19 protein-coding genes and 1 pseudogene are annotated in these 26,029 nt (G+C 64.7%); 14 read left to right on the top strand and 6 right to left on the bottom strand.

What is annotated here, in order from left to right:
• The first annotated feature begins 145 nt into the window (after positions 1–145).
• The 11 genes from lra1 to SSA01S_RS11105 all read left to right on the top strand — a co-directional run bounded on the left by lra1 (position 146) and on the right by SSA01S_RS11105 (position 13,596).
• Positions 146–910 carry an L-rhamnose 1-dehydrogenase Lra1 gene (gene lra1 / locus SSA01S_RS11155; protein WP_061780443.1) on the top strand — a complete coding sequence of 255 codons (765 nt, stop codon included), beginning with the start codon at positions 146–148 and terminating at the stop codon, positions 908–910.
• Entirely contained in the window at positions 907–2,223 is a 1,317-nt protein-coding gene (locus SSA01S_RS11150; RefSeq protein WP_061780424.1) for an oligogalacturonate lyase family protein, read from the top strand. Before lra1 ends, SSA01S_RS11150 begins: the two co-directional genes overlap by 4 nt.
• 2 nt (positions 2,224–2,225) lie before the next feature.
• Entirely contained in the window at positions 2,226–3,701 is a 1,476-nt protein-coding gene (locus SSA01S_RS11145) for a rhamnogalacturonidase (protein WP_061780423.1), read from the top strand.
• A 112-nt stretch (positions 3,702–3,813) separates the two neighbouring features.
• A complete protein-coding gene (locus tag SSA01S_RS11140) occupies positions 3,814–4,617 on the top strand; it encodes an IclR family transcriptional regulator (protein ID WP_061780422.1) in 804 nt (267 codons plus the stop codon).
• A gap of 105 nt (positions 4,618–4,722) precedes the next feature.
• A complete protein-coding gene (locus SSA01S_RS11135) occupies positions 4,723–5,538 on the top strand; it encodes a rhamnogalacturonan acetylesterase (protein WP_061780421.1) in 816 nt (271 codons plus the stop codon).
• Complete coding sequence (locus SSA01S_RS11130) at positions 5,526–6,725, top strand: rhamnogalacturonan acetylesterase (RefSeq protein WP_061780420.1); 1,200 nt, start codon at positions 5,526–5,528, stop codon at positions 6,723–6,725. The genes SSA01S_RS11135 and SSA01S_RS11130 overlap by 13 nt, the downstream gene beginning before the upstream one ends.
• A gap of 2 nt (positions 6,726–6,727) precedes the next feature.
• Positions 6,728–7,696, top strand: a complete 969-nt coding sequence (locus tag SSA01S_RS11125; protein WP_061780419.1) for an alpha/beta hydrolase — start codon at positions 6,728–6,730, stop codon at positions 7,694–7,696.
• A complete protein-coding gene (gene rhaM, locus SSA01S_RS11120; protein WP_061780418.1) occupies positions 7,693–8,010 on the top strand; it encodes an L-rhamnose mutarotase in 318 nt (105 codons plus the stop codon). Before SSA01S_RS11125 ends, rhaM begins: the two co-directional genes overlap by 4 nt.
• Positions 8,007–10,961: a beta-galactosidase gene (locus SSA01S_RS11115; protein ID WP_061780417.1), complete on the top strand. Its 2,955-nt coding sequence runs from the start codon at positions 8,007–8,009 to the stop codon at positions 10,959–10,961. Before rhaM ends, SSA01S_RS11115 begins: the two co-directional genes overlap by 4 nt.
• Before the next feature lie 20 nt (positions 10,962–10,981).
• The gene (gene bglB / locus SSA01S_RS11110; RefSeq protein WP_061780416.1) at positions 10,982–12,094 is read left to right on the top strand and encodes a beta-galactosidase BglB; all 1,113 of its coding nucleotides are present in this window, start codon (positions 10,982–10,984) and stop codon (positions 12,092–12,094) included.
• Positions 12,094–13,596, top strand: coding sequence for an MFS transporter (locus SSA01S_RS11105; RefSeq protein WP_061780415.1), 1,503 nt, complete (start codon positions 12,094–12,096; stop codon positions 13,594–13,596). Before bglB ends, SSA01S_RS11105 begins: the two co-directional genes overlap by 1 nt.
• Positions 13,597–13,615: 19 nt before the next feature.
• Here the strand turns inward: SSA01S_RS11105 and SSA01S_RS11100 are convergent, their stop codons facing one another.
• Positions 13,616–15,559 carry a rhamnogalacturonan lyase gene (locus tag SSA01S_RS11100; RefSeq protein ID WP_082795048.1) on the bottom strand — a complete coding sequence of 648 codons (1,944 nt, stop codon included), beginning with the start codon at positions 15,557–15,559 and terminating at the stop codon, positions 13,616–13,618.
• Between the two features lie 207 nt (positions 15,560–15,766).
• On the opposite strand from SSA01S_RS11100, the gene SSA01S_RS11095 reads away from it, so the two are divergent.
• Entirely contained in the window at positions 15,767–18,910 is a 3,144-nt protein-coding gene (locus SSA01S_RS11095) for a TonB-dependent receptor (RefSeq protein WP_240954718.1), read from the top strand.
• A 41-nt stretch (positions 18,911–18,951) separates the two neighbouring features.
• Here the strand turns inward: SSA01S_RS11095 and SSA01S_RS11090 are convergent, their stop codons facing one another.
• The 5 genes from SSA01S_RS11090 to SSA01S_RS19135 form a co-directional block, all read right to left on the bottom strand.
• Positions 18,952–19,620 carry a DUF6250 domain-containing protein gene (locus tag SSA01S_RS11090; RefSeq protein ID WP_061780414.1) on the bottom strand — a complete coding sequence of 223 codons (669 nt, stop codon included), beginning with the start codon at positions 19,618–19,620 and terminating at the stop codon, positions 18,952–18,954.
• Entirely contained in the window at positions 19,617–22,370 is a 2,754-nt protein-coding gene (locus tag SSA01S_RS11085; RefSeq protein ID WP_244885664.1) for an exo-rhamnogalacturonan lyase family protein, read from the bottom strand. Before SSA01S_RS11085 ends, SSA01S_RS11090 begins: the two co-directional genes overlap by 4 nt.
• Before the next feature lie 109 nt (positions 22,371–22,479).
• Entirely contained in the window at positions 22,480–22,908 is a 429-nt protein-coding gene (locus tag SSA01S_RS11080; protein ID WP_156477759.1) for a hypothetical protein, read from the bottom strand.
• A 38-nt stretch (positions 22,909–22,946) separates the two neighbouring features.
• Complete coding sequence (locus SSA01S_RS11075; RefSeq protein ID WP_061780412.1) at positions 22,947–24,794, bottom strand: rhamnogalacturonan lyase; 1,848 nt, start codon at positions 24,792–24,794, stop codon at positions 22,947–22,949.
• 25 nt (positions 24,795–24,819) lie between these two features.
• A complete protein-coding gene (locus SSA01S_RS19135; RefSeq protein ID WP_156477758.1) occupies positions 24,820–25,083 on the bottom strand; it encodes a hypothetical protein in 264 nt (87 codons plus the stop codon).
• Positions 25,084–25,622: 539 nt separating this feature from the next.
• Between SSA01S_RS19135 and SSA01S_RS19520 the strand changes: the two are divergent.
• Together SSA01S_RS19520 and SSA01S_RS11070 are read left to right on the top strand one after the other, a co-directional pair.
• Positions 25,623–25,760 (top strand): annotated as a pseudogene (locus tag SSA01S_RS19520) (IS5/IS1182 family transposase); the annotation flags it as partial.
• 56 nt (positions 25,761–25,816) lie between these two features.
• A partial coding sequence (locus SSA01S_RS11070; protein WP_156477757.1) for a transposase occupies positions 25,817–26,029 on the top strand: 213 nt, incomplete at its 3' end.

Here is a 26,029-nt window from a genome sequence, read left to right as displayed (position 1 = left end):
CAACCGCCCCGCATCCGATCCTCCCGGCTTTACTTTCTCACTTTATGGAATAGTATGCCAATTGTTGAGACTCAGAAGGTCAATTGGTTGTTTTGCAAAAACCGATCGGCGAAGTGAGCAGACGGACAGGATGAGGAGCAAGGCCGTGAAGCTACTGGAAGGAAAAACCGTGGTCGTCACCGGCGCCTCGACGGGCATTGGTCGCGCGATCGCCATCGGGGCGGCCGAACATGGCGCGGACGTCGCGATCAACTATGCCCGTGATTCGGCGGGTGCAGAGCAGTGCATCGCCGGAATCGAGGTGCATGGTCGCCGAGCGATCGCGATCCGGGGCGACGTCGCCGACCCGGCCACCGCGACCGATTTCATCGCGCGCGCGGTCGAGGCGTTCGGCAAGGTCGATGTGATGGTGTCGAATGCGGGAATCTGCCCCTTCCACAGCTTCCTCGACATGCCCGTCGAAACGTTCGAGCGGACGATGCGGGTCAACCTGCATGGCGGCTTTTATATGTGCCAGGCGGCGGCACGGCAGATGGTCAAGCAGGGCCATGGCGGATCGATCATCGCGGTCTCCTCCATTTCGGCGCTGGTCGGCGGCGAGTATCAGACGCATTACACCCCGACCAAGGCGGGGCTGCATTCGCTGATGCAGTCGGCCGCCATCGCGCTGGGGCGTCACGGCATCCGCTGCAACTCGCTGCTGCCCGGCACCATCCTGACCGAGATCAACAAGGACGATCTCGCCGACGAGGCCAAGCGCAAATATATGGAGGGCCGCGTGCCGCTCGGGCGGCTGGGCGTGCCGGAGGATATGGCGGGGCCTGCCGTCTTCCTCGCCTCCGACATGGCGCGCTACGTCACCGGCGCGGCGCTGCTGGTCGATGGCGGCGCGTTCGTGAACCTGCAATGAGGCTCTGCGCTGCCCTGCTGCTGGCGCTCACCGCTCCGTCCGTCGCGCACGCGGCGGACACGGCCGCACGGCGCGAGTGGATTGATCCCGATACCGGCCACCGCATCGTCCGGCTGTCGGACGAGCCGGGCAGCGCCAGCCTCTATTTCAACTATAACGGCTATACGCCGCAGGGGGATAAGCTGCTGATCTCGACGCCCAAGGGAATCGCGTCGGTCGACCTGAAGACCCGCGCGCTGAAGACGGTGGTGCCGATCACGGGGCCCTTCCGCCTGCTCTTCACCGGGCATCGGACGCGGACCGCCTATTACCAAACGCAAGCCGCCGACGGTCAGGGAGCGAAGACCATATGGGCGGCCGATATCGACAGCGGCAAAGTTCGCAAGGTGGCCGCCATCGACCATGGCGACATCCAGACGATCAATGCCGACGAAACGCTGCTGGGCGGTGTCGAAACCGATCCCAATGCCTCGTCCGACACGCTCGCGCTCTTTGCCAAAAAGGACGCCCGCTACGACCAAGCCGATTATCGCGCCACAGGCCCGGATGGGAAACCGCTGACCTATGCCGAGGCGAAGGAAGTGCGGATGAACGAGCGGCTGGAGGCGCGGGTGCCGATGGCGATGTTCGTCATCGACACGCGCACCGGGCAAAAGCGCATCGTTCACCGCGCGACCGACTGGCTGAACCACCTGCAATTCTCGCCGACCGATCCGGGCCTGTTGATGTTCTGTCACGAGGGGCCATGGCACAAGGTCGACCGGCTCTGGCTGATGCGGATCGACCGGTCCAACGACATGCCGCGGAAAATCCACACCCGCACCATGAACATGGAGATCGCCGGGCATGAGTGGTTCTCCCATGACGGGCGGACCGTCTGGTATGATCTGCAAACCCCGCGCGGCGAGGATTTCTGGGTCGCGGGCTATGACGTCGCAACCGGCAAGCGCACGCAATACCACCTGAACCGCAACGAGTGGTCGGTGCATTTCAACAGTTCGCCGGACGGCAAGCTCTTCTCGGGCGATGGCGGCGACCGCGAAATGGTCGCCCACTCGTCCGACGGCAAATGGCTCTATCTGTTCCGCCCGCGCCCCATTCCCGATGTCGCGGGCATCCGTGCGCCCGATGCCGATGCGCTGATCCAGCCCGGCGTTTTCAAGGCGGAAAAGCTCGTCAATATGCAGCGCCAGGATTACCGGCTGGAACCCAACGCGAACTTCACGCCGGACGGCAAATGGCTGGTCTTCCGTTCCAACATGCAGGGCGGGCAACAGGTCTACGCCGTCGAGATCGCGAAGGCCCGGCCCTGACCATGCGCTTCGCCGCGCCGGTCCATGCCCGGCAATCGGTGGACGTGGTGCAAGCCGGGGCGCGCGGCGACGGGCAAACGCTCGACCACCACGCGATCAACCGCGCCATTGCCCATGTCGGGAGCACCGGCGGCGGGACGGTGACGCTGCCCGCCGGGCGCTATCTCTGCTTCTCGATCCAACTGGCGAGCGGCGTGGCGTTGTGGTTGGCCGAGGGCGCGGTGATCGAGGCAGCCGATCCGGCGCGGCACGCCGGATGCTATGACGATCCCGAACCGCGCGGAGACCAGCTCTATCAGGATTTCGGGCACAGCCATTGGCATAACAGCCTGATTTGGGGCGACGGGCTGCACGACATCGCCATTGCCGGGCCGGGCCGGATCGAGGGAACAGGGCTGACCCGCAACGGCCCCGGATCGCGCTGGCGGGCCCAGCTCGGCGAACGGCCACTGTCGATGCAGGGCATGAGCGCTGCCGCGATTGCCGCGCTGGAACCGGGGTTCGAGGCGATGCACGGCCACGGCAACAAGGCGATCGCACTGCGCGACTGCCATGGCGTTACAATCGAGGAACTGACCATCGATCGCGGCGGGCATATCGCCGTTCTGCTGACCGGCTGCACGCATGTATCGCTCGATCAATTGCGTATCGACAGCGAACGCGACGGGATCGACCTGGACGGCGTGCGTCATGCGACCGTGACGCGCTGCCGGGTCAACACGCCCAATGACGATGCTATCGTCATCAAGAGCAGCCTGGCCATGGGCCACCCGATCGATGTCGAGAATATCATCATACGCGACTGCACCGTGTCAGGCTATGATCGGGGAACGATGCTGGACGGGCGGTTCGGCACGACTCAGCAGCTCGCGCCGGACCGGGACGGGCCCACCGGCCGGATCAAGATCGGCACTGAGAGCAATGGCGGCTTTCGCGATATCGTTATCGAGGATTGCCGCTTCGACCGCAGCCGGGGGCTGGCGCTGGAAGTGGTCGATGGCGGCATTATGGAAGGGGTGACTGCGCGACGGCTGTCCATGGCCGACGTGACCAGCGCCCCGGTTTTCCTGCGCCTGGGTCATCGCGGACGCGGGCCGGAAGGTACGGGCGTGGGCGCGATGCGTGATATAAGCCTGACCGACATCCAGGCGACCGGCATCGCTCATCCTTATCCGCTAATCATTGCCGGACTGCGGCACCGCCCGATTTGCGACGTGACGCTCGCACGCCTGAGCCTCCATTATCGCGGCGGCGGCACGGCGGAGGACGCCGCGCGAACGCCCGAGGAATGTCCCGACGCGTATCCCGAGCCAAGCATGTTCGGTCCCCTGCCAGCCTGGGGATTATGGGCACGACATGTCCACGGACTGGAAGTCGATGGGCTGGTGCTGTCGCATGATGGCTGGGACGCGCGCGCGGCGATCATTCTGGACCGGGTGATCCAGACGAATGCACAGAACACGCCATTCTGGCCGTGATAGCGCTGCATCGACGCGCTTTGTTCTCGACAGCGGCACCCCGTCCGGGCAAACACTTCCACAATATGGTACGCGCACGCAGACACTGTGGCGCGATTGGAGAGCCTTTCCGATGCCCGCACCCGCCAAAACCGCCAAAGCCGAATCCAGCGAGACCAAGGGGCCGACGGGCAGCCAGACGCTGCTGCGCGGTCTCGACCTGATCGACGAAGTCGCCGACCGCCCTATCGCACTGGCCGAACTGGCCGAGCGGCTGGGCCTGACGCGCAGCACGACGCACCGGCTGGCGAGCGCACTCATCGACCGGCGCTTCCTGATCTTCACGCCGCGTCAGGGCTATCGCCTGGGACCGAAGCTGCTCGAGCTCGGTTTTCTGGCGCAGCAGCAGGCGGACGTGGTCCAGATCGGCCGCGACCATATCGAGGCGCTGGCCGCCGCATCGGAAGATACCGTCCATCTGGGCGTGCGCGACGGCGACAAGGCGCTGTATCTTGACAAGATTCCGGGCCGCCGCCGGGTCGACATATCGAGCCGGGTCGGCGACCGCCAGCCCATGACCTCCACGGGCCTCGGCAAGGCGCTGATGCTCGACGACGATGTGCGGGTCTGGGGCCAGCGGTTTGAGGAGGAGCGCGGCGGCGATCCCAAAGCCCCCGATTATGCGATCTGGCTCGAACGGATGCGCGGCTATGTCGGTCTGGGTTGCGCCTACGACTTGGAGGAAAATGAGGACCAGATACGCTGTGTCGCGGCCCCTATCCGCGACGCCAGTGGCCGCATCGTTGCGGCGATCAGCGTGTCGAGCGCGGCGCAATATATGTCGGACGACCGGATGACCACGCTGACCGGCGAGGTGTTGGCCACCGCCCATGCCATCAGCCGCGACCTGGGCTGGCGGGAGAAAGAAGGCCGTTAAATTCATTCCAGATAGCAAACTTGTCTTGCACTATGTGGGATTGATGCGCATAGTTCGGGAAAGCGGACCGGACAGGTTCGCAAGGCATGACAAGGGAGCGGGTGCATGGCGAAGCGTCATCGGGCGTCTGTCGGACTGTTGGTCGCCGCTCTGCCGCTGCTGCTCGCAGGGGCGCCCCCTCACGCGATGCCCCCCGCCCGCATCTTCATCGCCAGCGACTCGACCGCTCAGGATTATCGGCCCGATAAATATCCGCTGTCCGGCTGGGGCTCGATGCTCCGCTGCGCCGTCGGGCCGGAGGTCACGGTCGTCAATCGCGCGATCGGCGGGCGCAGCACCAAGAGCTTCATGGCCGAGGGACGGCTGGACGCCATCGCCCAGGACCTGAAGCCGGGCGACACGCTGCTTATCCAGTTCGGCCATAACGACGCGAACCAGGCCAAACCCGAACGCTATACCCCCATCCCGGACTATGAAGCCAATCTGAAGCACTTCATCGCAGTCGCCCGTGCCGCCAAGGCCAGACCGGTGCTGCTGACCCCCGTCACGCGGCGCGCGTTCAAGGACGGCCATGTCGTGCCCAGCTTTCCGACCTATTCGGACGCGGCGAGGCGCGTGGCGAAGCAGGAACATGTGCCGCTGATCGACCTCGCGGCCCTGTCGGAGCACTGGATCGACGGCATCGGCCTGGATGGCTCGCGCATCTACTATCTCCATTACGCCAAGGGCGAAGGATTGCCCGGCTATACCGAGGCGGTCGATGACGATACGCATTTCAGCGAACTCGGCGCGCGCCGGATCGCCGACCTGATCGCGGACGCACTAGCGAAGACGCATCTGCCGATCGCCCGCCATATCCTGAAGGACCGTCCGGCGCTGGCCCGCACCACGCCCGCGGGCGGGCCGTCATGCGCCAGCTGATCGCCATGGCGGCGCTGACCGTGGCAAGCATCGCATCCGCCCAGTCCCCTTCGCGCGATTTCGACCTGATCGCGCAAGCCGGTCATCGCTTCAACGGCGATCACGGGTTCGAGGGTGATCCGCACCTGTTCTCGGTCGCGGTGCTGCCGGGCAATTATGCGGTCACCGTGACTCTGGGCGACCCCGACCGCGCGACCGAGACCACGATCAAGGCCGAAAGCCGTCGCCTGATGCTCGACGCGGTGCATATCCGGCCGGGCGAAATCGTGACGCGGCGCTTCATCGTGAATGTGCGCACGCCTGCCCTTAGCCCCCCGCCCGCCAACGCGCCGGGGGGAAGCGCGGTGCGGCTGAAGCCACGCGAACTGGGGTCGCGCAACTGGGACGACCGGCTGACGCTGGAAATCCTCGGTGCTGCGCCGGGCCTGCGCCACGTCACGATCGCACCTGTCGAAGTGCCGACGCTGTTCCTGCTGGGCGATTCCACCGTGACCGACCAGCCCGCCGAACCGGCCGCCAGCTGGGGGCAGATGCTGCCGGTCTTCCTGTCGCCGACCGTCGCGGTCGCCAACCATGCGGAGTCGGGCGAGACGCTCAAATCCATCCTGACCGAGCTGCGGCTCGACAAGGTGCTAGCGAGCGCTAAGCCCGGCGATGTCGCGATGATCCAGTTCGGGCACAACGACCAGAAAATGCAGTGGCCGCAGACCTATGTAGAGGCCGCGACGACCTATCGTACCTATCTGCGCACCTATATCGCCGAGCTGCGCCGGCGCGGCGTGACGCCAATCCTGATTACCTCGCCCGAACGGCGCCAATGGACGGTCGATGGTCATATCAAGCAGACGTTGGGCGACTATCCCGCCGCCGTCCGCGCGGTCGGCGCCGAAGAACATGTGCCGGTGATCGACCTGAACGCCGATTCGATCCGTTTCTACGAGGCGCTGGGACCGGCACGTGCGCCACTCGCCTTTAACGATGGCGGACGCGACGCGACGCATCACGACAATTACGGCGCATGGGTGCTGGCCCGCGACATTGCCGAACGGATGCGGGCCATGCCCTTGCTCGCCCGCTTCGTGCGGCGAGACTTGCCTCCTTTCGACCCCGGCCAGCCGCCCGTACCGGAGAGCTTTCGCCTTGCGGCGAGCATGACGACCAGCAGCGAACGACCGGCAGGGAACTGACCATGACGCTCGACCGACGCACCTTGATCGCCGCTGGCCTGTCGCTCGCCGCAACGCCGCGCGTGGCCATCGCGGCCTCCGCCGCCAGCCGCTTTCCGATCTGGCCCGCCACGCCGCCGGGTATGCCTGGTCCGCCGGTGGTGGACGATTTCGTGCTGCGCTCACCCAATGGGCCGGCTGACAATATCGCCTGGCCACATGTCGCGACGCCGATGTTGACCGTCTGCCCCGCGACGAAGCCGACCGGCGCGGCGGTACTGCTGATCCCCGGCGGTGGGTATGCTCGCGTTGCGGTCGGGCGCGCGCCGTCGCCGGTCGCGCGCTGGTTTGCGGCGCAGGGCGTCACCGCCTTCGACCTGCTCTACCGCCTGCCGCATGACGGATGGGCGGCTGGCCCCGATGCGCCCTTGCAGGACGCCCAGCGCGCGCTGCGCGTCATCCGTTCGCGCGCGCGGGAATGGGGCATCGATCCGACCAACATCGCGGCGATGGGCTTTTCGGCCGGTGGACATCTCGCGGCGCGGCTAGCGTCCCGGTCGGCGCTTGAGACGTATAGTCCGGTCGACACGGCGGACAGCCAGCCGACAACGATAAAGGCCGTCGGCCTGCTCTTCCCGGCCATCACGATGACCGAGAGCTTCGCCCATGGTCAGTCGAAACACGAACTGCTCGGCAAAACCCCCGACGCCACGACGACCGCGCGCTATTCCGCCGAGCTGAACCTGCCCGCCGACATGCCGCCGACTTTTCTCGGCCATGCCGCCGACGACCCCGTCGTGCCGGTCGCCAACAGCATTGCCATGTTCCAGGCGGTCCACGCGCTGCCCCGTCCCGCGGAACTCCATATCGTCGAAACCGGCGGTCATGGCCCCCGCCTGATCGGCCCCGACGGCAAGCCCCACCCGTGGCTCGCGCGCTTCGCGACCTTCGCCCACCGCCACGGCCTCAATATTCCTGGAGACGATGCATGAGCCAGCCGATCGCATTCCGCATGATGCTGAAGCCCGGCATGGCGGAGGAATATCGCCGCCGCCACGACGCGATCTGGCCCGACCTTGCCGACGCAATGCGCGAGGCGGGAATCCACGATTATTCCATATTCCTCGACGAAGAGACGAACGCACTCTTTGCCGTCCTACGCTTGCACCCCGAAGACAAGCGAGATGAGCTTCCCGGCAAGCCGGTCATGCAGCGGTGGTGGGATTACATGGCCGACCTGATGGAGGTGCAGCCGGGCAACCGCCCGGTCGAAGCACCACTGACGCCGATGTTCCACTTCGCATGAGCCTGGCTGCCGCCCTGCTGCTGGCCGGTGCCGCCGCGCCCCAGGTCGCGCCGCCGACCGAGGTGCCGCGCGTCACCTTCGACAGCCGCTCGCTACGCATCGACGGCAATCCGACGCTGATCTGGTCGAGCGAATTCCACCCCTTCCGCCTGCCCTCGCCCGATCTGTGGCGCGACATCCTGCAGAAGATGAAGGCCAGCGGCTTCAACACCGTCGCCATCTATATCGACTGGGGTTTTCACAGCCCGAAGAAAGGCGTCTACGACTTCACCGGCATCCGCGACGTTGAGCGCGTGCTGACCATGGCGCAGGAGGAAGGGCTCTATGTCATCACCCGCGCCGGGCCCTATGTGAATGCCGAGCTGTCGCGCGGTGGCTTTCCGGGCTGGTTGGTCAATCAGCCGGGCAAGGCGCGCACCGACGATCCCGAATATCTCGCAGCGGTCGACGAATGGCTCGACCGGATCAACCCGATTATCGCGCGTCATCAGCTGGGCCGAGGCGGCAGCGTCATCCTCCACCAGATCGAGAACGAATTGGCGCTGACCACCCCCGCCCAGGGCCGCTACATGCAGCATCTGTACGACAAGGCCCGCGCCGACGGGATCACCGTGCCGATGTTCCACAACGACCAGGGCCGCAACGGTTATTGGGTGCCCAAGAGCTCCGACGTGCTGCTGACCGTGCCGGGGCCACAGGAGCTCTACGCGTTCGACGGCTATCCCGGCGGCGTGTGCGGCGTCGACAACAAGCCGACCAGGGGCGCCCCCGCCCCCGACTGGGGCCTTTACGGCCCCGGCGGCGCGAGGGGCGGCGCCAGCGCCTCGCCGAAGACCCCCGGCTTCATCGCGGAGTTCGGTGGCGGCTGGTTCGATTATTGGGGATCGAACGGCATGTATCCGTGCAACGCAATCCAGCGCGGCAGCGGATACCAGCGCGTGTTCTACGGCACCAACATCGCCAACGGTATCGCGATCCAGAGCATCTACATGGGCTATGGCGGCACGAGCTGGGGCTGGCTGCCCGCGCCGGTGGTCTATACCTCTTACGATTACGGGTCGGCGATCGACGAGGCGCGCAACCTGCGGCCCAAGGCACTGGAGCTGAAGCAGATCGGCCAGTTCCTGCAAGCGGTGCCCGATCTCGCGCGGCTGGAGAAGGCGCCACCGGTCACGATCACCGGCAGCGATGCGGTGCAGGTCTATCATGACCGCAACCCCGACACCGACGCGCGTCTGCTGTTCGTCGCGCCCAAGCCGTCCAACGCGACCGGCGATGCGCGCTTCACCATCACTGCGGACCTGCCCGACGGGCGCTACAGCTTCGCCAACGAACTGCACGGGCGCGATGCAAAGCTGCTGGTGGCGGGCGTCAATCTCGAACGGCAGCGGCTGGTCTATTCTACCTCCGAATTGCAGACGACGATCCGCCACGGCGCGGAGGATGTCGCGCTGTTCTACGGCCGGGCGGGCGAATCCGGTGAGACCGTGCTGCGCTACACGAGCGCGCCCAAGGTCACGGTGGTTGAAGGCGAGGTCGTGAATGCGTTCGACGCCGCGAAGGGCGACCTGCGCCTGACCTACACGCACAACGGCCTCGCCCGCGTGCGGATCGAGGGGGGCGGTCGCGCACCGCTCTTGCTGCTGATCGGCGACGTTGCGGCGGGGCAGAGCTTCTTCCGACAGGAGGCGCTGCTGGAGCGTGGTCCGGCGCTGGTGCGCCGTGCGACGGTGCGCGGAAACACGCTCGACCTGACCGGCGACACCGAAACCGCGGCACCGCTGGAAGTCTGGGGCCGGGTCCGTGCAGTCCGCTGGAACGGACAGGCGGTGCCCGTCACCCACTCGGTCAGCGGCAGCCTGATCGCCAGACGCCCCCTGCCCGCGCCCCAGGCTCTGGCCCTCCCCGACCTGATGGCGGCGACGTGGCGCTATGCCGAGGGTTCGCCCGAAGCGCGGACCAATTTCGATGATGCTAGCTGGACCGTGGCGGGCACGGCGCGCAACGTCGCAACCATACGCCCGCCGACCGGCCAGCCCAATCTCGGCGCGGACTCCTATGGCTTCCACGACGGCGACGTCTGGTATCGCGGCCGCTTCACCGGCTCGCCGCAAGCGCAGACCGCCACGATCCATTACGGCGCGGGTGGCGCGGGGATGCTGCAGCTGTTCCTCGACGGCCAGTTGGTCGGCCAGCACGAGCTGGCGGGTGGCCTGCCCCGGCCGATCACGACCGGCGTCGCGGAATTCGCCCTGCCCCGGGAGGCACAGGCCCCCGGCGAGCATGTGCTGGCGGCGATGGTGCGGGTGAACGGTCACAACTGGGACCTCGACGTCGACGACGCACACAAGGAACCGCGCGGGCTGATCTCCGTCTCGCTCGCGCGGCCGGGCGGCGACAGCTTTGCCGTGCCGATCGCGTGGAAAATCCAGGGCCGTGCGAGCGGCGAAGAGCTTAAGGACGTCGCGCGAGGCCCGAGCAACAATGGCGGTCTGTATGGCGAGCGCATGGGCTGGACGCTGCCGGGCTTCCCCGACGGCGCATGGCCGTCGCTCAAGCTAGCCGACGCCAAGCCCTATACCGGCACCAGCTGGTATCGCACCGTCTTCGACCTGTCCGTGCCCAAGGGCGAGGACGCGACGATCGGCCTCCAGATCGGCGATCCCAAGACACCGCGCTCGCCCGGTCGCTACCGCATGCTGATCTTCGTCAACGGCTGGAATATGGGCCAGTTCGTCGCCAATGTCGGGCCGCAACGCGTGTTCCCGATCCCGGACGGCATCCTGCACCATCGCGGCCGCAATACGCTGGCGCTGGCCGTCACCAGCGACGGCGCGCCCGGCAACGCGATCGAGCCGGTCAAGCTCGTCACCCTCCATCACGTGCGCGGTGGCGTGGCGGTCACCGACGTGGCCGCGCCCGCCTATCGCGACCTCTATCCCACCCCCTGATCCTTCGGAGAGACTTTCCCGTGGCAGCCCTCAATCACGACATCCCCCGCGCCGAGGTGACGGCGCAGATCGCCAAGCTGATCGACAACCTCGTCAACATCAAGGACGAGACCGGCGAGTTCCTGCTCCGCCTGGAGGATGGCCGCGTCATCGACACCAAGGGGTGGAACGACTGGGAATGGACCCACGGTATCGGCCTGTTCGGCCTGTACCGCTATTGGGAGCAGACCGGCGATCAGGCCGCCTGGGATGTGATGCTGAAATGGTTCGAGGACCGCTTCGCCGCAGGCACGCCGACCAAGAACATCAACACCATGTCGCCCTTCCTGACGCTCGCCAACCTGTACGAGCAGACCGGCGACCAGACCTACCTCCCCTATCTCGACATCTGGGCCGAATGGCTGATGGCCGACGACGGCCTGCCCAAGACCGAGGAAGGCGGCTTCCAGCATATCGTCTTCAACGACGAGAACCCGCAGGAGATGTGGGACGACACGCTGATGATGAGCGTTCTGCCCTTGGCCCGCATCGGCCAAATCCTCGATCGACCGCATTATATCGAGGAGGCCAAGCGCCAGTTCCTCATCCACATCAAATATCTGTTCGATCGCCAGACCGGCCTCTGGTATCACGGCTGGACCTTCGACGGGCGCCACAATTTCGCAGGTGCCTTGTGGGCGCGCGGCAATTGCTGGGTGACGATCGCGATCCCCGAGATCATCGAGATGCTCGACCTGGAGTCGGGCGATGCCTTCCGCACCTTCCTGATCGACACGCTCGCCGCGCAGGTGAAGACGCTGGCCGAGCATCAGGACGAGAGTGGGTTGTGGCACACGCTGATCGTCGATCCGACCAGCTATCTTGAAGCGTCGGCGACCGCCGGTTTCGCCTATGGCATTCTGAAGGCCGTACGGAAGGGATACCTGCCACGCCATTACGAAGCGGTCGGCATCAAGGCGATCCGCGCGGTTCTTGCCAATATCGACGACAAGGGCGAGTTGAAGCAGGTCAGCTTCGGCACCGCGATGGGCGACACGATGCAGTTCTACAAGGACATCGCGCTGACCTCGATGCCGTACGGCCAGAGCCTCGCGATCTGCGCGCTCGGCGAATTCCTGCGGACCTACATCTGATGTCCACCGCCGCCATCACCCCCGCCCGTCCGGTCCGCTGGTACAATTTCGCCGCCTATGGATCGAACGACATCCTCGGCGCCGGGTCGATGGCGGTCATCAGCACCTGGGTGCTGTTCTTCTACACCACCTTTTGCGGCCTGTCGGCGGCGCAGGCGACGCTGATTTTCGGCATCGCCCGCGTGCTGGACGCGGTGGCGAGCCCAACCATCGGCTATATCTCCGACCGGTTCGGCAACACTTGGGCCGGGCGCAAGTTCGGGCGGCGGCGGGCGTTCATCCTCGCCGCCATCCCGCTGCTGCCGTCCTTTACGATCATGTGGGTGTCGGGCCAGAGCTTCTGGTTCTACCTCGTCACCTATGTCCTATTCGAGCTGGTCTATGCGCTCGAGATCATTCCGTTCGAGACGCTGGCCGCCGAGATGGCGAGCGATTACCGGACCAAGGCCAAGTTCGCCGGTTGGCGGATCATGTGCGGGCAGATTTCGGCCATTCTCGCCGCCATCCTACCGGGCCGTCTGATCGAGCATCTGGGCAAGGACTCGCCCGACACATACCTGTACATGGGCATCCTGTTTTCCCTGCTGTTCATGCTCTCGGCGACGATGCTCTATCTGTTCAGCTGGGAGCGCCGGCGCTCGCCAGAAACCGTGGCCTTGGCGAAGGAGCGGATGACGCCGCTGGCCGCGATCCGCGACCTGTATCGCAACCTCTTCTCGACGCTGCGCATCCGCGCGTTCCGACTGCATCTGGGCATGTATCTGGGCGGCTATATTAGTCAGGACATCTTCAATGCGGCCTTCGCCTATTTCGTCGTCTTCGCCTTGGGCGGCACGACGCTGGCGGTGTCGAACCTGGCGGGGCTGACCTATGCCGTGCAGACGGTCGCGGTGCTGCTGGCCATCAACTTCGCGCTGCGCGCCTCTCCCGCACGCGCCTATCGAATTGCGGTGGGCAGCTTTGCGCTCGGCGTGCTGCTGTTCCTTGGCCTGTGGTGGACTGGACAAGGGGCCAGCGGGTGGATCTTCGTGCTACCGGTGGCGTTTGCCGGACTGGGTCGCGGGGCACTCAACTATATTCCCTGGGCGACCTATAACTACATGGCCGATGTCGACGAGATCGTCACCGGCCGCCGCCGCGAGGGGGCCTTTGCCGGGGTCATGACCTTCGTGCGTAAGATGTCGCAGGCAGCGGCGCTCATCTTGGTCGGCCAAATCCTGCAGGCCTCAGGCTTCGTCACCGGTGCCGCCAGCCAGTCGGCGCAGACCGTCCATGCGATCGTCATCGTCATGGTCGGGGGCACGCTGGCGCTGCTCGCCTTCGGTCTGTGGGTGTCGCTGCGCTTCCGGCTCGATCCTGCGTCCCATGCGGTGCTGATGGACGAGATCGAGCGGCTCCGCGCGGGCGAACGCGAGCCCGCCAGCCCCCACACGCGCGAGGTGGTCGAGGACCTGTCGGGCTGGCGTTACGATCAGCTCTGGGGACGCAACCCAGTCCTCTGACTGGGCTGCGCCTCGCGTCTCACTCCGGTGTGTCGGACGGCTTGGTCATGCCTAGGTAGAAGCCCGTATGCGGCGGCTGGTTATAGGCCGTGTTCTGCCACGCAATTCCCGCGCGATAGACCGGGTCCTGCAACAGCGTTGTGATCCGATGCGTCGTCGGCCACGGCGTCGTATAGATGCGCAGCTCGCGATTGTCGGCGCTCCGCCACACCACCTCTTCGCGCCAGTCGCCCATCAGGTCGGCTTGCAGCGCTGGCGTCGCCTTGGTCCCGTTGTTCGACGCCGCGCCTTGCGCGACCAGCAGCGGCTCGGCCTTGCCAGTCTTCCAGTTCCATTTGGAGATGGTCGTGCCGTCGAGCAGTTCGCGAAGCAGATCGCCGTCCCACCAGATGGCGAAGTTGGTCGCCTTGGGATGCGGTCCGATCGCCTTGCCGTGCACGTCGTAGAGATCGGGCTGGTTCGCGCCCCACATTTCCTCGCCGACATGACGCGGGTCGATATCGGCGCTGAGGCCGCGGCCCGTGTCCGTCTTGGCGGGCTTAGTCCACAGGATTTCGCCGGTCCGCGCGTCGAGCAGCGCCGATCCGACCCCGCCATTCTTCGATATCTGCTCATGCACACCGAACTTCTCCAACCCCGGGCGCGACGGATCGAGGTCTCCGACGTGCATCGTGTCGCCATGGTAGAGCGGCTGCGTCCATAGCCCCTTACCATCGGCGCTGACCGCCATTGAGCCATAGATCACTTCATCCCGATCATCGCCGTTCACATCGGCAATGCTCAACTGGTGATTGCCGCGATCGACATAGTCCTGATTGCCCGGCTGGTCGGTGTCGAACAACCAGCGCTCGGTCAGCTTGCCGTTGCGATAGTCCCAGGCGGCAATCGCGGTGCGGGCGTAATAGCCGCGCCCGAAGATCATGCTGGGATGGCGCCCGTCTAGATAGGCAACCCCGGCCAGGAACCGGTCGACGCGGTTGCCATAGGCATCACCCCATAGCTTCGCCATCTGCGCAAAGCCCGGATCGTTTCGCGGCCCACGCGGCGGATCATAGGGCGCAGTCGCCAGCGCGCGGCCCGTCAGCCCGTCGAACACCGTCAGATATTCCGGCCCGGTCAGGATACGACCGGCCAACTTAGCGACCATCCGCCCATCGGCCGTCACATGCGCGCCCGTCCTGTCGGCCTGCGGCACCTCTCCGCCATGTTCGCGCCAGTCGGCCTTGGCATCGCCGATCACCTGCCCGGTACCATCGATGGTGCCGTCGGCGGTCTTCATCGCGACCTCGGCGCGACCGTCGCCATCGAAGTCCTGCACCAGGAACTGGGTGTAATGCGCACCAGCCCGGATATTGATACCCAGATTGATCCGCCACAGTCTCTTGCCTGCCAGCGTATAGCCGTCGAGATAGACCGGCCCCGTATAGCCTGCCTGGCTGTTGTCATGGCTGTTGGTCGGGTCCCATTTCAGCACCAGATCGGGCTGCCCGTCACCATCCAGATCGCCCATCCCCACATCATTGGCGGTATAGCCATAGGCTTGGCCGTCAGGAGTGACTCCACCCGGCGGCGGATCGAGCGGGATGGACAGATAGCCTTTCGCCCAGACTGGTGCGTCGGGGGTCAGTGCGCCAGCAGCACCGGGTACGACCATGCGTACCGCATAACGACTGGCCGGCGTGCCTGCCGCGTCTCGGAAATTGGTCGAATCGATGACGGGACGCGCCGTGACCTTTCGACCATCGCGATAGACGTCAAAGCCCACTCCCTTCGCATCGGCCGCCAGCGACCGCCAGCTGACCAGCACACCGCCGCCCATGGCCGGAACAGCGACGACGCCCCGATCCAGCCTTTCAACCTGCCGGTTCCCGCCGGGCGGCATCGCCATCAAGGGAATCGCAGCAGCGATCCCAACCCATGACGCGATACCGCCGCGTAGCGCCCGTCCCGTCCGCTTCCTCATCCGCCATCCTCTCCAAAAACACCGTCTTTCCGGCTGCTTGCCGCGCCATTTCGACTACGGAGGCAAGAATAGCGAACCCGAAGAAAATTCCAATCTATATGATTGCATTCCACATTGTGGTCATATACAACAATTTTACACAGTAAGGGGGCCCCAGAACCGTCAGCCGAGACACATCGGCGGCACCGGGGCGAGAGGGAGGACACCATGAACGGTTTCGTCGCCATCACCGGATCGCATCAGGTCCATGGTCGGCCATTCCTGCGCGGCATGTTGCGGACATCGGCCTGGGGCGTCCTGGCCGCCGGGCTGGCACTGGGCACCCCGGCCTTTGCGCAGAATACCCAAGCAAACGGCCAGAACGACAATAGCGGAACAAGCGGCCAGTCCTCCGACCCGCTGGGGGGTGCAAGCGCCGGGGACATCATCGTCGTCGGCACACGCGCCTCGCTGCAATCCGCCATCGCACGCAAGCGCAATGCGGGTACCGTCGTCGACTCGATCGTCGCCGACGATATCGCCAGCTTCCCCGACAAGAATATCGGCGACAGCCTGGCCCGCGTCACTGGCGTCCAGCTCAGCCGCGAATTCGGCGAAGGCAATCAGATTTCGATCCGTGGCGTCGAACCCGATCTCAACCGCGTCGAGATCAACGGCGTCGGCCAGTCCTCGGCGCTGGGAGCCCGCGCGGGCGACTTCCGCGAATTCGCCTCCGAACTCGTCAAGTCGATCGATGTGTACAAAGGCTATCAGGCCAAGCTGACCGAGGGCGGCCTGGGCGGCACCGTGCTGATCGAGACGCGCAAGCCGCTCGAGTTGAAAAAGGGGGTGGCGACGGTCAACCTATCCGGCCAGCATCTGGAAACGACCAAGGATTGGCGCCCCCGTGCAACCCTGCTGGTGGGTACGCCCCATTTCCTGATCGACGGCCTCGGCGTCCTCGCCAACATCACCTATAGCGACGTGACCACGCGACAGGATTACGCCAGCAACACCAACTGGAATCGCATCGCCGACTTTGACCGTTCGAACGAAAAGACGGTCGCCGATCCGAATTATTCCGCGTTCAACAGCTTTGCCAGCTGCTCCGGCGTCGGCGCGTCGGCCAGTCAGAGCGCGGCGACGCGCCGTACCGCGTGCGAGAGCCAGTTCTATGACTGGGCTCCGACCGTACCGCGCTATCGCAACCTCGTGCGCCGCGACAAGCGCCTGTCCGGTGACATCACGGCGCAGTATGAGTTTGCGCACAACTTCCGCGCCTATGCCGAAGTGCAATGGAACAACCGCGATCAGCGGCTCCAGGACGTCAACTACGCGCTCGATATGGGCCGCATCCAGCGCTACCAATTGGCGGCTCCGAACACGGCGGTCATTCAGAACGGCACATCGACCGTCGATGCCAACCATGTCGTCACCAGCTATACGACGGCGCTCAACGCGGTGAACATCGGCAGCGCGGCCGCACCGAACTATAACGGCTCGTCCAACATCCTGGGCGTTCAGCGCCGTGACTTCCAGTACAACCAGAAGTCGCGTTACTATATCACCGGTTTCGAATGGAACGTCGACCGCCTGCGACTGAAGGGGCTTGCCTCGCGCAGTGAATCGCGTACGATCGGCAACACCAACCTGATTTCGCTCAGCACCGGCATCGCCGGTATGCAGGTCGACCGCCGCAACGACCTGGGCGTGCCGGTCTTCATCTATCCCAGTAACGTCAACCCCGCCGATCCGGGCATCTATACCGACTACACGCGGACCGGAAACTTCATGGCCGCAGGCCCGACCGTCCAGTATCGTCCGAGCGATCAGGGCAATAGCGAGAACCAGCTGAAACTGGACGGGACCTACGACACCGATCTGGGGCCGCTGCGGAGCATCGATTTCGGCGGCCAGTTCCGCTGGGCGGACTATTACACCTATCAGGGCGGCGGCTCCCGCTTGCTGACGCCCGCGTCGGGTTCGACGCCCGCCGTCTATCAGACGAGCGCGAACGTGTCGTACAACACCCAGATCGTCGATGCGGCGACAGTGCCGCAGCGCTCGATCGGCAACACCTATTTCCTGACGCGCAACGAGTATGCCAACCTCATCAGCGCGCTGGGTACGACGACCGGTGGCGCGCCGATGTTCACGGGCATTCAAGGCATTCCGTCCTCCATCCCGACCCGCTTGGCCTTTGCCAATTTCGATCCGAAGATTCTTGGGCAATTCTATGATCTGTCGGGCTTCAACCAGTCGCTGGTGCGCCAGGCCAACGGCTTGCCGCAAATCCCGCAGGTGAAGATCAATGAGACGATCGCGGCGGGCTACGTCCAGGGCAATTTCGAACAGCAAGTGTTCGGCATGCGCCTGACCGGCAATGCCGGTGTCCGCTATGTCTTTACCAAGGATGTCGGAACCGGAACCAATGTCCGTCGCCAGACCCGCCTGAACGCGGCGGGTCGGCCCGAAACCGTGGTGCTCGGTGCGCAGCAGCTGTCGCTCGACAATAACTACGTCGACATCCTGCCGACCTTCAACCTTCAGCTGGCGATCACGCCCAACCTCGTTCTGCAGGGCAACTGGGCCAAGAACATGGCCCGCCCCAAGCCGACCAATCTCGTCCCCAACATCAACTGCCTCGACGATCTGACCATCGCCGCCGCGGACAGTGCCTGTTCCGCAGGCAACCCGGCGCTGCAACCTTACCGCGCCGATCAGTGGGAGGTGAACCTAGCTTGGTATCCCAACAAAGACACGCTGGTCAGCCTGGGCTATTACAAGAAGTATGAGAACAGCTTTGTCATCGAAAACATCGTACGCTCGGGCGTCGACCTGTTCCAGGACGGCCTAACCTATACCGTGCGCCAGCCGGTAAACGGCTTCGGCGCACTGCTCGACGGGATCGAGGCGAGCGCGCAGACCGCTTTCACCTTCCTGCCCGCTCCGTTCGACGGTTTCGGCGCCAGCGCCAACATGACCTATGCCCGTGCACTGCGCACCAACCTGACCAATAGCGCGACCGGCCAGCCGCTGAACGACTATCCGGGCCTGTCGAAATGGACGTACAATGCCAGCATCTTTTATGACAAGGGCTGGTTGAATGCCCGCCTGGCCTATAACTTCCGGTCCGACTGGTTGCAGACGGTGGCCGATGCGAACAACGGCAACCTGCCCATCTATCGCAAGGGCGAAGGCTATCTCGACGCCAAGGTGACGTTCCGCTTCCCGCAGTGGCATTACAGCCTATTCATGGAAATGCAGAACATCAACAAGGGGTTCGGCCGCACCTATATCAAGAATATCGGAACGTCCGAAGTCTTCTATCCCGGCCAGCGCTTCTTCGCGGGGCTCAGCCTGAAATTCTAAGGCGGGAATGGCCGGATCGGCGACGATCCGGCCACCATGCCTTATCGGGGCAGCGGCGTGATCCGTATATTCCGCACCCGCAAATGGCTCCGCGTCGTGCGCAGGCCGAACCAACCCTGGCGATAGGGTGCGACGTCCTGCATCGTGAACAACCGCCGCCCATCGCGCTCGACCGCAATCTCGTTTCCGTTCGCGATCAAGCGGATATGCATCCAGCGATTGGGTACCAGCATCGCCGTCTTGTCTCCCAGGTCATGCTGGGGGAGCAGCGGCCGGTCCCCTGCCCGTCCGACATAGCGGCGCATGCGGGTGGTCGTGTTCCGATTGCCGCCGATCCCGACATAATAGGTCTCCAGCCCATCATAGCTGGCGAAACGCCCATCGCGTGGGCGCGCCAGGACCGAGCCTCCGGCTACCGCCGGGTCACGCGCCATCCAGAAGGCATTGACGTCGCTGACCGCGTCATGTGGCCCACCGGCCATTACCGCCATCACCTCATAGTCGATCGCCACCGGCCCGGTCAGCGCGCGGGCGTACCATAGGGTCGCACCGTCCGCGGCATCGATATCGAGGATACCGTTTCGAGCGGAAATCCGTGCCCCCGGCTCCGCCTCGATCCGCCAGCGGGATAGGTCGTTGCCCCGGAACGCATCGGCTTGCGACGCCACAGGTGTCGCCACCACGGCCAGTGCGACCAGGGGATGGATCACACGCTCCCCTCCAGCAAGGGTGTCAGCAGCACCAGATTGGCGGTCGCCGCCAGCCCCCATTGCGCGGCATCGTTGGTCGAGACGTCGGCCAGTTCATCGACCGGCTTCAGCACAGCGGGCGGCAGAATCTTCGTCGGCCCGCGCCGCTGGTCGCGTCCGGCACGATCGCCCGCTCCGGTAAACTCGGCCCAGGCACGACGGGCGAGGGCCGGGTCGTGCCGCTGGACGGCGGCATAGGCGGTGTAGCGCGAATGCGCCTGGGTCAGTCCCCGCCCCTTGCCGGGCTCGCCCGTCTTCGCGCGGAACGCCGCCTCGGGCGCATTGTAGAAGGCGCAATAGTCGAGCCAGGCTTCGCGATAGGCGGGCACATCGACCCATTCGAGCAACTCGGCCATAGTCTCGAACACCCCGAACACGCCGTTCAGATGGCTCATGCTCACATGGTCTCCGCCGCCGATAAAGCGCCCGGACGCCAGGTCGAAGGGCGCCCCGCCCGCGAACCATTGTTTGGGCAAGGCAGCCAGCGACTGCATCCCGGCCACGATCCGGTCGCGCCAGCGTGTGTCGCGCGTGCGCTCCCACTCGGTCATCCAGGCGGCGACCAGCGGTCCCCAGACGGTGCCGAACTGAACGAAGACCTGCCCCGGCGGCAACGGCTTGTCCGCAACGACCGCGCCGGTTCCGCCGGGCGGCGCGGCACCGCCCACGCGCGCCTCGACCTTACGACCGATCTCGACATGGCGCAGCGTTTCGTCGCAATCGACCAGGGCGTGCATCAGGTCGCCGCAACGCTCGTCGGCGGATATGTAATAGAAGATGCGCTTGAACGCGGCATTGGAGATGCGCGGCTGCTTCGAGCTGTCCCCCCAATGCTGCACGCCGTGGCGCGTGCCAAATCCCTTGAAGCGGCCGAGGTGATAGACGTCGACTTCGCTCGTATGCCGGGTCATCGCCTCCGCCATGCGGAACACGTCGGCACGGCCGGTGCGCAGATAGGCGTACCAGAGCCAGAGATCGGTCGACAGCTCGCTATTGTCCCAGGCGAAGCCGCCAATGTCGTAGCGCCAGACATGGCGGTCGTCGTCATAGCTGTGCATGACGTCGCCATAATTCCAGAACCCGTACCAGCGCCGCTGATCGACCTGCCCGATATAGAAATCCAGCTCTCGCGCCGCCCGCGCCTCGACCATGCCGCGCAGTCCCGGCCCGACAGGACCGGCCGGGTTCCAGATGCCGAAGACCCCGGCGGCATGGATCGCGGCATTGGTGGGTACGATGCGCGGGGATGCGGCAACTTGTGCCGCCATCTGGGCCAATCGCTCGCGCGGCGGGGTGGAAGGCAGCGCCCAGAGCCGGAACTCGGTCGTCCGGGCGATCCCGGTCGCCTCCCCCCAACCCGGCTCATAATCCTCATAGGTAATATCGAGGCCGAGATTCTGATGGGCATAGTCGGCCATGCCCATCGTGTCGTGGTAGAAGCGCAGGTCCATCGCCGGGGCGTCGGGCGCATGATACCACAGGCAGAAGCGCGCCATGTCGCCCGCCGCCCCCGTCACGTCCAACCCCACCGGACAGCGCTGCCAGAAATCATGCATGGCAAAGGCGACGCCGCCCCCCGCCCCACCGATATAGCCCAGACCAGCCGCCCGTGCGCCGCCATCCACGTCGATCCAGCCATGCCCCGCCCCGGTCCGCTTGGTGATCGCAAAGCCGTCGGCATTGGGCTGGCGCAGGCGGAAATCGCCCCAGGCCGGAATATAGTCGAGCTTGTCGCGCACGGCGGGCGCCATGGTCGCGATCGGTGGGACGGCCCGGCCCTCGGTCTGCGCCTGGCGAAAAGCCTTGCCGGGATCGCGGCGCAACCCTGTCAACGGCCGAACAGCCTCTGCCCACAATCCGCCATCCTGTCCGGCGAAGCGAATATGACGATCGACCAGCGTATCGCGCATCGGCACATCGCCTTGCAGGCCCAGCCCCCGGATAAACCGACGTGCGGGATCGCCGTCGAAGATCAGGCTGTGGACGATCCGCACCGATGCCGCCCCGGCATGGAAATAGAGGCGGAGCGAAAAGGGCAGCCATTGCTCGCCCCCCCCTTCGTGCTGGCCCTCGACGCGGATCACGGCGCGGATCGGCCCGCTTTGTTCGACCACCGCACGATCGATCCGGCCTGCATAGCGGAGCAACCGGGCCGGGTCTTCACCGTCATCCTCCGAACGGTCGAGAGCCGTGGCGGTCAGTGCGACGTTCCGCATCACGACGGTCCCGCCCGTCGTTGCCTGACGGATAATCGCCGCCCCTTGCCGCCCGACCGTCCAAATGGTGTCGCCGACGATGACGGTCAGCGCATCGGATGTTTCGCGGATCTGCACCGTGCTGGCCGATGGCCGCCCCCGCCCCGGCTCGATCCGCAGTCCATCGGCCCGCGCCGCATCGGCCGGCACCGCGTGGCCGGTCCATTTGATCGATCCGTCCGGCCACCACGCCAGCGGCCAGCTCTGAAGAGCGTCACCCGACGCCAGTCGATAATCACGCGCAATGGCCGTACCGCGAGGCCAGGGCTGCCCCCAGGTCATGCCCTCATGCTGCTCTGGCGGAGCGCCATCAAGCCAAGTCGCCGTTCCGGTCGATCCGGCCGCATCGCGCCGCGCCTCCGCCAGTGGGGCTGCGGCCGCGTTCCGCAGGGGCATGACCAAAGCGGCCGAACTCGACATCAGGAATGCCCTGCGGCTCCAGCCGATCATCGCCATCCTCTCCGTATAATGGAATTATTATCCACCATATGGGAGACGGTAAGAGGCGTCAAAGCCATACTGATAGTCCAGCGCCCTGCCCCACCATTTGGCAAGCGATGACCGATCAGCGCCCCAACCGACAGAAGCGTGTTCCACTCCCCAGCATCAGACAGGGTTCATTCTCCATCATCTGGAGCCAGTCGCCGTCAATGCCGCGCGTGAAATGCAAATGCCCGTCTTTCAGGATGCCGTCATAACGCTCGTCGTTCAGCGTCACGCTGTAGCGATCATTTCCAGCGGTTGTGACATGTAACCGCTCACCCCGCGCGGTCCTCCACTCACCGACGAAGCTGTCCGAAGTGGCCGGAACGGCGCCGGGCAACGATGGTGCCGTCGGGGGCTCAAGCAGGGGCTTGGCGGCGGGAGCCGGTCCCGCAGGGCGGGGCGCGGACGGGACGCTGCGCACCGTCACCGTCTCGATGGCATCAGTTGCCGGACGATCCCCATTCCTCGTTACGAACCAGAGGATGGCCGCGAGGATCAGGGCCGCCATGAAGAGCGACCCTGCATAACGCCGCACCGCCGCCATTCTCACCGGCCTGACAAGTCTGCGCCGTCGCCCAGGAAGTAGCTGGTATGCGGCGGCTGGTTGTACGACGTGTTCTGCCACGCAACGCCCAGCCGATAGACCGGATCGTGCATCAGCGTCTTCAGCCGATAGCTGGTGGGATAGGGTGTGGCGTAGATACGCAGCGAGCTGTTGTCGCTCGTCGGCAGGATCAGTTCCTCGCGCCAGTCGCCCAGGATATCGGCGGACAGCAACGGATTGGCCTTGGTGCCGTTGATGCTGGTCGTGCCCGATGGGGTCAGCAGCCGCGTAGTGGTCGCGGCGATCCAGTTCCACTTGTCGATATTGCCGCGATCGAGCAATTCGCGGAGCAGATCACCATCCCACCAGATGCCGAAATTGGCCGATGGCGGCTTGGTGCCGATCACACTGCCGGTTGCGCTGTAGAGATTATTGTTGTTCGACGCCCAAGCCTCTGCTCCGGCATGGCGCGGATCGATATCCATCGCCAAGCCGCGCCCCGTGTCGGAATTCGCGCTGGTCGTCCAGATCCGCTCCCCGGTCCGCGCATCCAACATCGCCGACCCGATCCCACCGTTCGACCCGACCTGCTCATGAACGCCGAAACGCTCGAGTCCTGGACGCGACGGGATAAGGTCGGAGACGTGCATCGCGTCGCCATGACCGAGATTGCTGGTCCACAATGCGGTGCCGTTGTCGTCCAGCGCCATCGCGCCATAGATAATCTCGTCACGGCCATCGCCATCGACATCGGCGATCGACAGATTGTGATTGCCCTGCCCACGATACTGGCTACCCGCCGTGTCGCTGTCGAAGAACCAGCGCTGAGTCAGCTTGCCACCCCGCCAGTCGACCGCCCAAAGCGTGGTGCGGGTGTAATAGCCACGCGCAAACACCGCCGTCGGCCGCTGCCCGTCCAGATAGGCGACGGCGCCCAGGAAACGATCGACGCGGTTGCCATAGCCATCTCCCCAGACTTGGTTCAGCTGGGCCGAGGTGGGCGACTGGGTATCAGGGTGGCGCGGCGGGTTATAGTTGATCGTCGCCATCGCGCCACCGGTCTGCCCGTTGAAGACGGTCAAATATTCGGGACCGGACAGAACATAGCCATTACTGTTGCGATAATCGGCCGACGCGCTGCCAATAACGGCCCCCTGTCCATCGCGTACGCCATCGGTGGTCTTCATCATGACCTCCGCCTTGCCGTCCCCGTCGAAGTCGAACACCATGAACTGGGTATAATGGGCCCCGGCGCGGATATTTCGGCCCAGATTGATCCGCCATAGCCGCGTGCCATTCAGCTTATAGGCATCGATGATGACCGGGCCGGTATAGCCGCTCTGCGAATTGTCCTTGGCGTTGGTCGGTTCCCATTTCAGCACGATCTCATACTGGCCGTCGCCATCGAGATCGCCGACGCTCGCATCGTTCGCGGCATAGGTGTAATCCGAATTGCCGCTCGTCCCGCCCGTCGGTTGTTGGATCGGGACCGAGAGATAGCCCGCGCTCCAAACTGATGCGGCCGGTGTCGCTGCGCCCACCCCACCGTTCACGACCGTCCTGACGGTATAGATGGAGCTCGACGATCCGGCCGTGTCGACGAAGTTACTGCGGTCGGTGATCGGGCTGGAATTGAGCAAGGTCGAACCGCGATAGACGTTGAACCCGGTGTTCGCCGCATCGTTGGCGGTGATCCGCCAGCTGACCAGATTACCGCCGCCATTGGCCGGGACCACCACCAGTCCCCGGTCCAACGCCTCAATCTGCCGCTGCGCCATGACGGGCATCGCCGTCGTTCCAATAAGCGAAAACGCCGCAGTGCACCCGTGCTTGATCAGCCACTTCCGCATACATCCCTCCACCCTGCCCGACATCTTATGAGTCGCTATGTGGAATAATGATCCATATATAGGGACCGAACAAGCCGTCCCGGGTTCGAGGTTTCGAGACTTTTCCAGTTGTTTGGCAGTGACAGACACCAGGGCAGAAATACATCTCGCCTGACAAAATGGCGGACAGTGCCAACTTGCCGAGCATCGGAAAGACATCACGCTTGAGGCGGATCATCAGCCGGGTGGCATGCCCGGCATCAAGCGGGTCCAAACTGCACCCCATTGCCGGAATCGCGGCGATCGACACGAGCTTCGCCTATGGCATCGTCAAACGCTCGACGGTTTTCCCGCGGGTCAAGCGCAGCGGTTGAGGGTGCGCGCCATGGCGCACTTGGATACGCGTAGAGTTGGCTAGAAAACCCTTAGAGTCCGACCAAATTAAGTTGGACGAATTCAGCTCCGCCAGCGCTTGATGAGCGCCCGCGCGCCTCGAGTCTAAGCCAGGAGGAAGAAACGCAAGAAGCCGCCTCGGGATATTCCGGGGCGGTTGTGGTATGGTGATGGTTGCGGGGGCAGGATGATTTTGCAACCACGGCACACTTTAAAAAATTGAAATTGTGAGTAATTTTCTAAGACGGACCGTAAGCACCCCCGCGAGTACCCCCACCTGAATGCTAACGCGTCAACATGACAGAAATGTGCGATGAGCCGCGGCAGCCCGTCGCATATCGCGCGATAGTCGGTGGCCAGTTACGACGCGTAAGACCCGATTGTATCGAAAATGGCTGGCTTGCAGTCGTGGTGATGGTTTGATTCAATCTTCGCGAAGTAAGCGGAGACGAGCCGATGATGGGCGAGCGGACGGTGGCGCAGGAGGCGCTGTTCTACAGCTTCAGCCTGGAGCGGCACGTGCCGGCGGATCATCCATTGCGTTCGATAGATCGGTTCGTGGATCTGTCTGGCATCCGCGAGGATCTGAAGCCTGATGTTCCCTCGGTTTGACGGACACCGATGATAGGCTCTGCGGAGCCAAGAGGTGTATGATTGCGAGTGCGACGAAGCGTCGGTTCACGGAGGAGTTCAAGCGCGAGGCGGTGGCGCTGTGGGAGACGAGCGGTCGGCTACAGATCGAGGTGGGCGCCGAGTTGGGGATCACGCAAACGATGCTGCGTCGCTGGCAGCGCAAGCAGCAGGAGAGCGGTGCCCCGCCGACAAGCCCGGCGGCGAAGCCGCCAGTATCGACGATGGCGTCG

The sequence above is a fragment of the Sphingomonas sanguinis NBRC 13937 genome (genome assembly GCF_001591005.1).
GTDB lineage: Bacteria > Pseudomonadota > Alphaproteobacteria > Sphingomonadales > Sphingomonadaceae > Sphingomonas > Sphingomonas sanguinis.
Note: the sequence above shows the minus strand (reverse complement) of the source record. Positions and strands in the feature narration are given on the sequence as shown.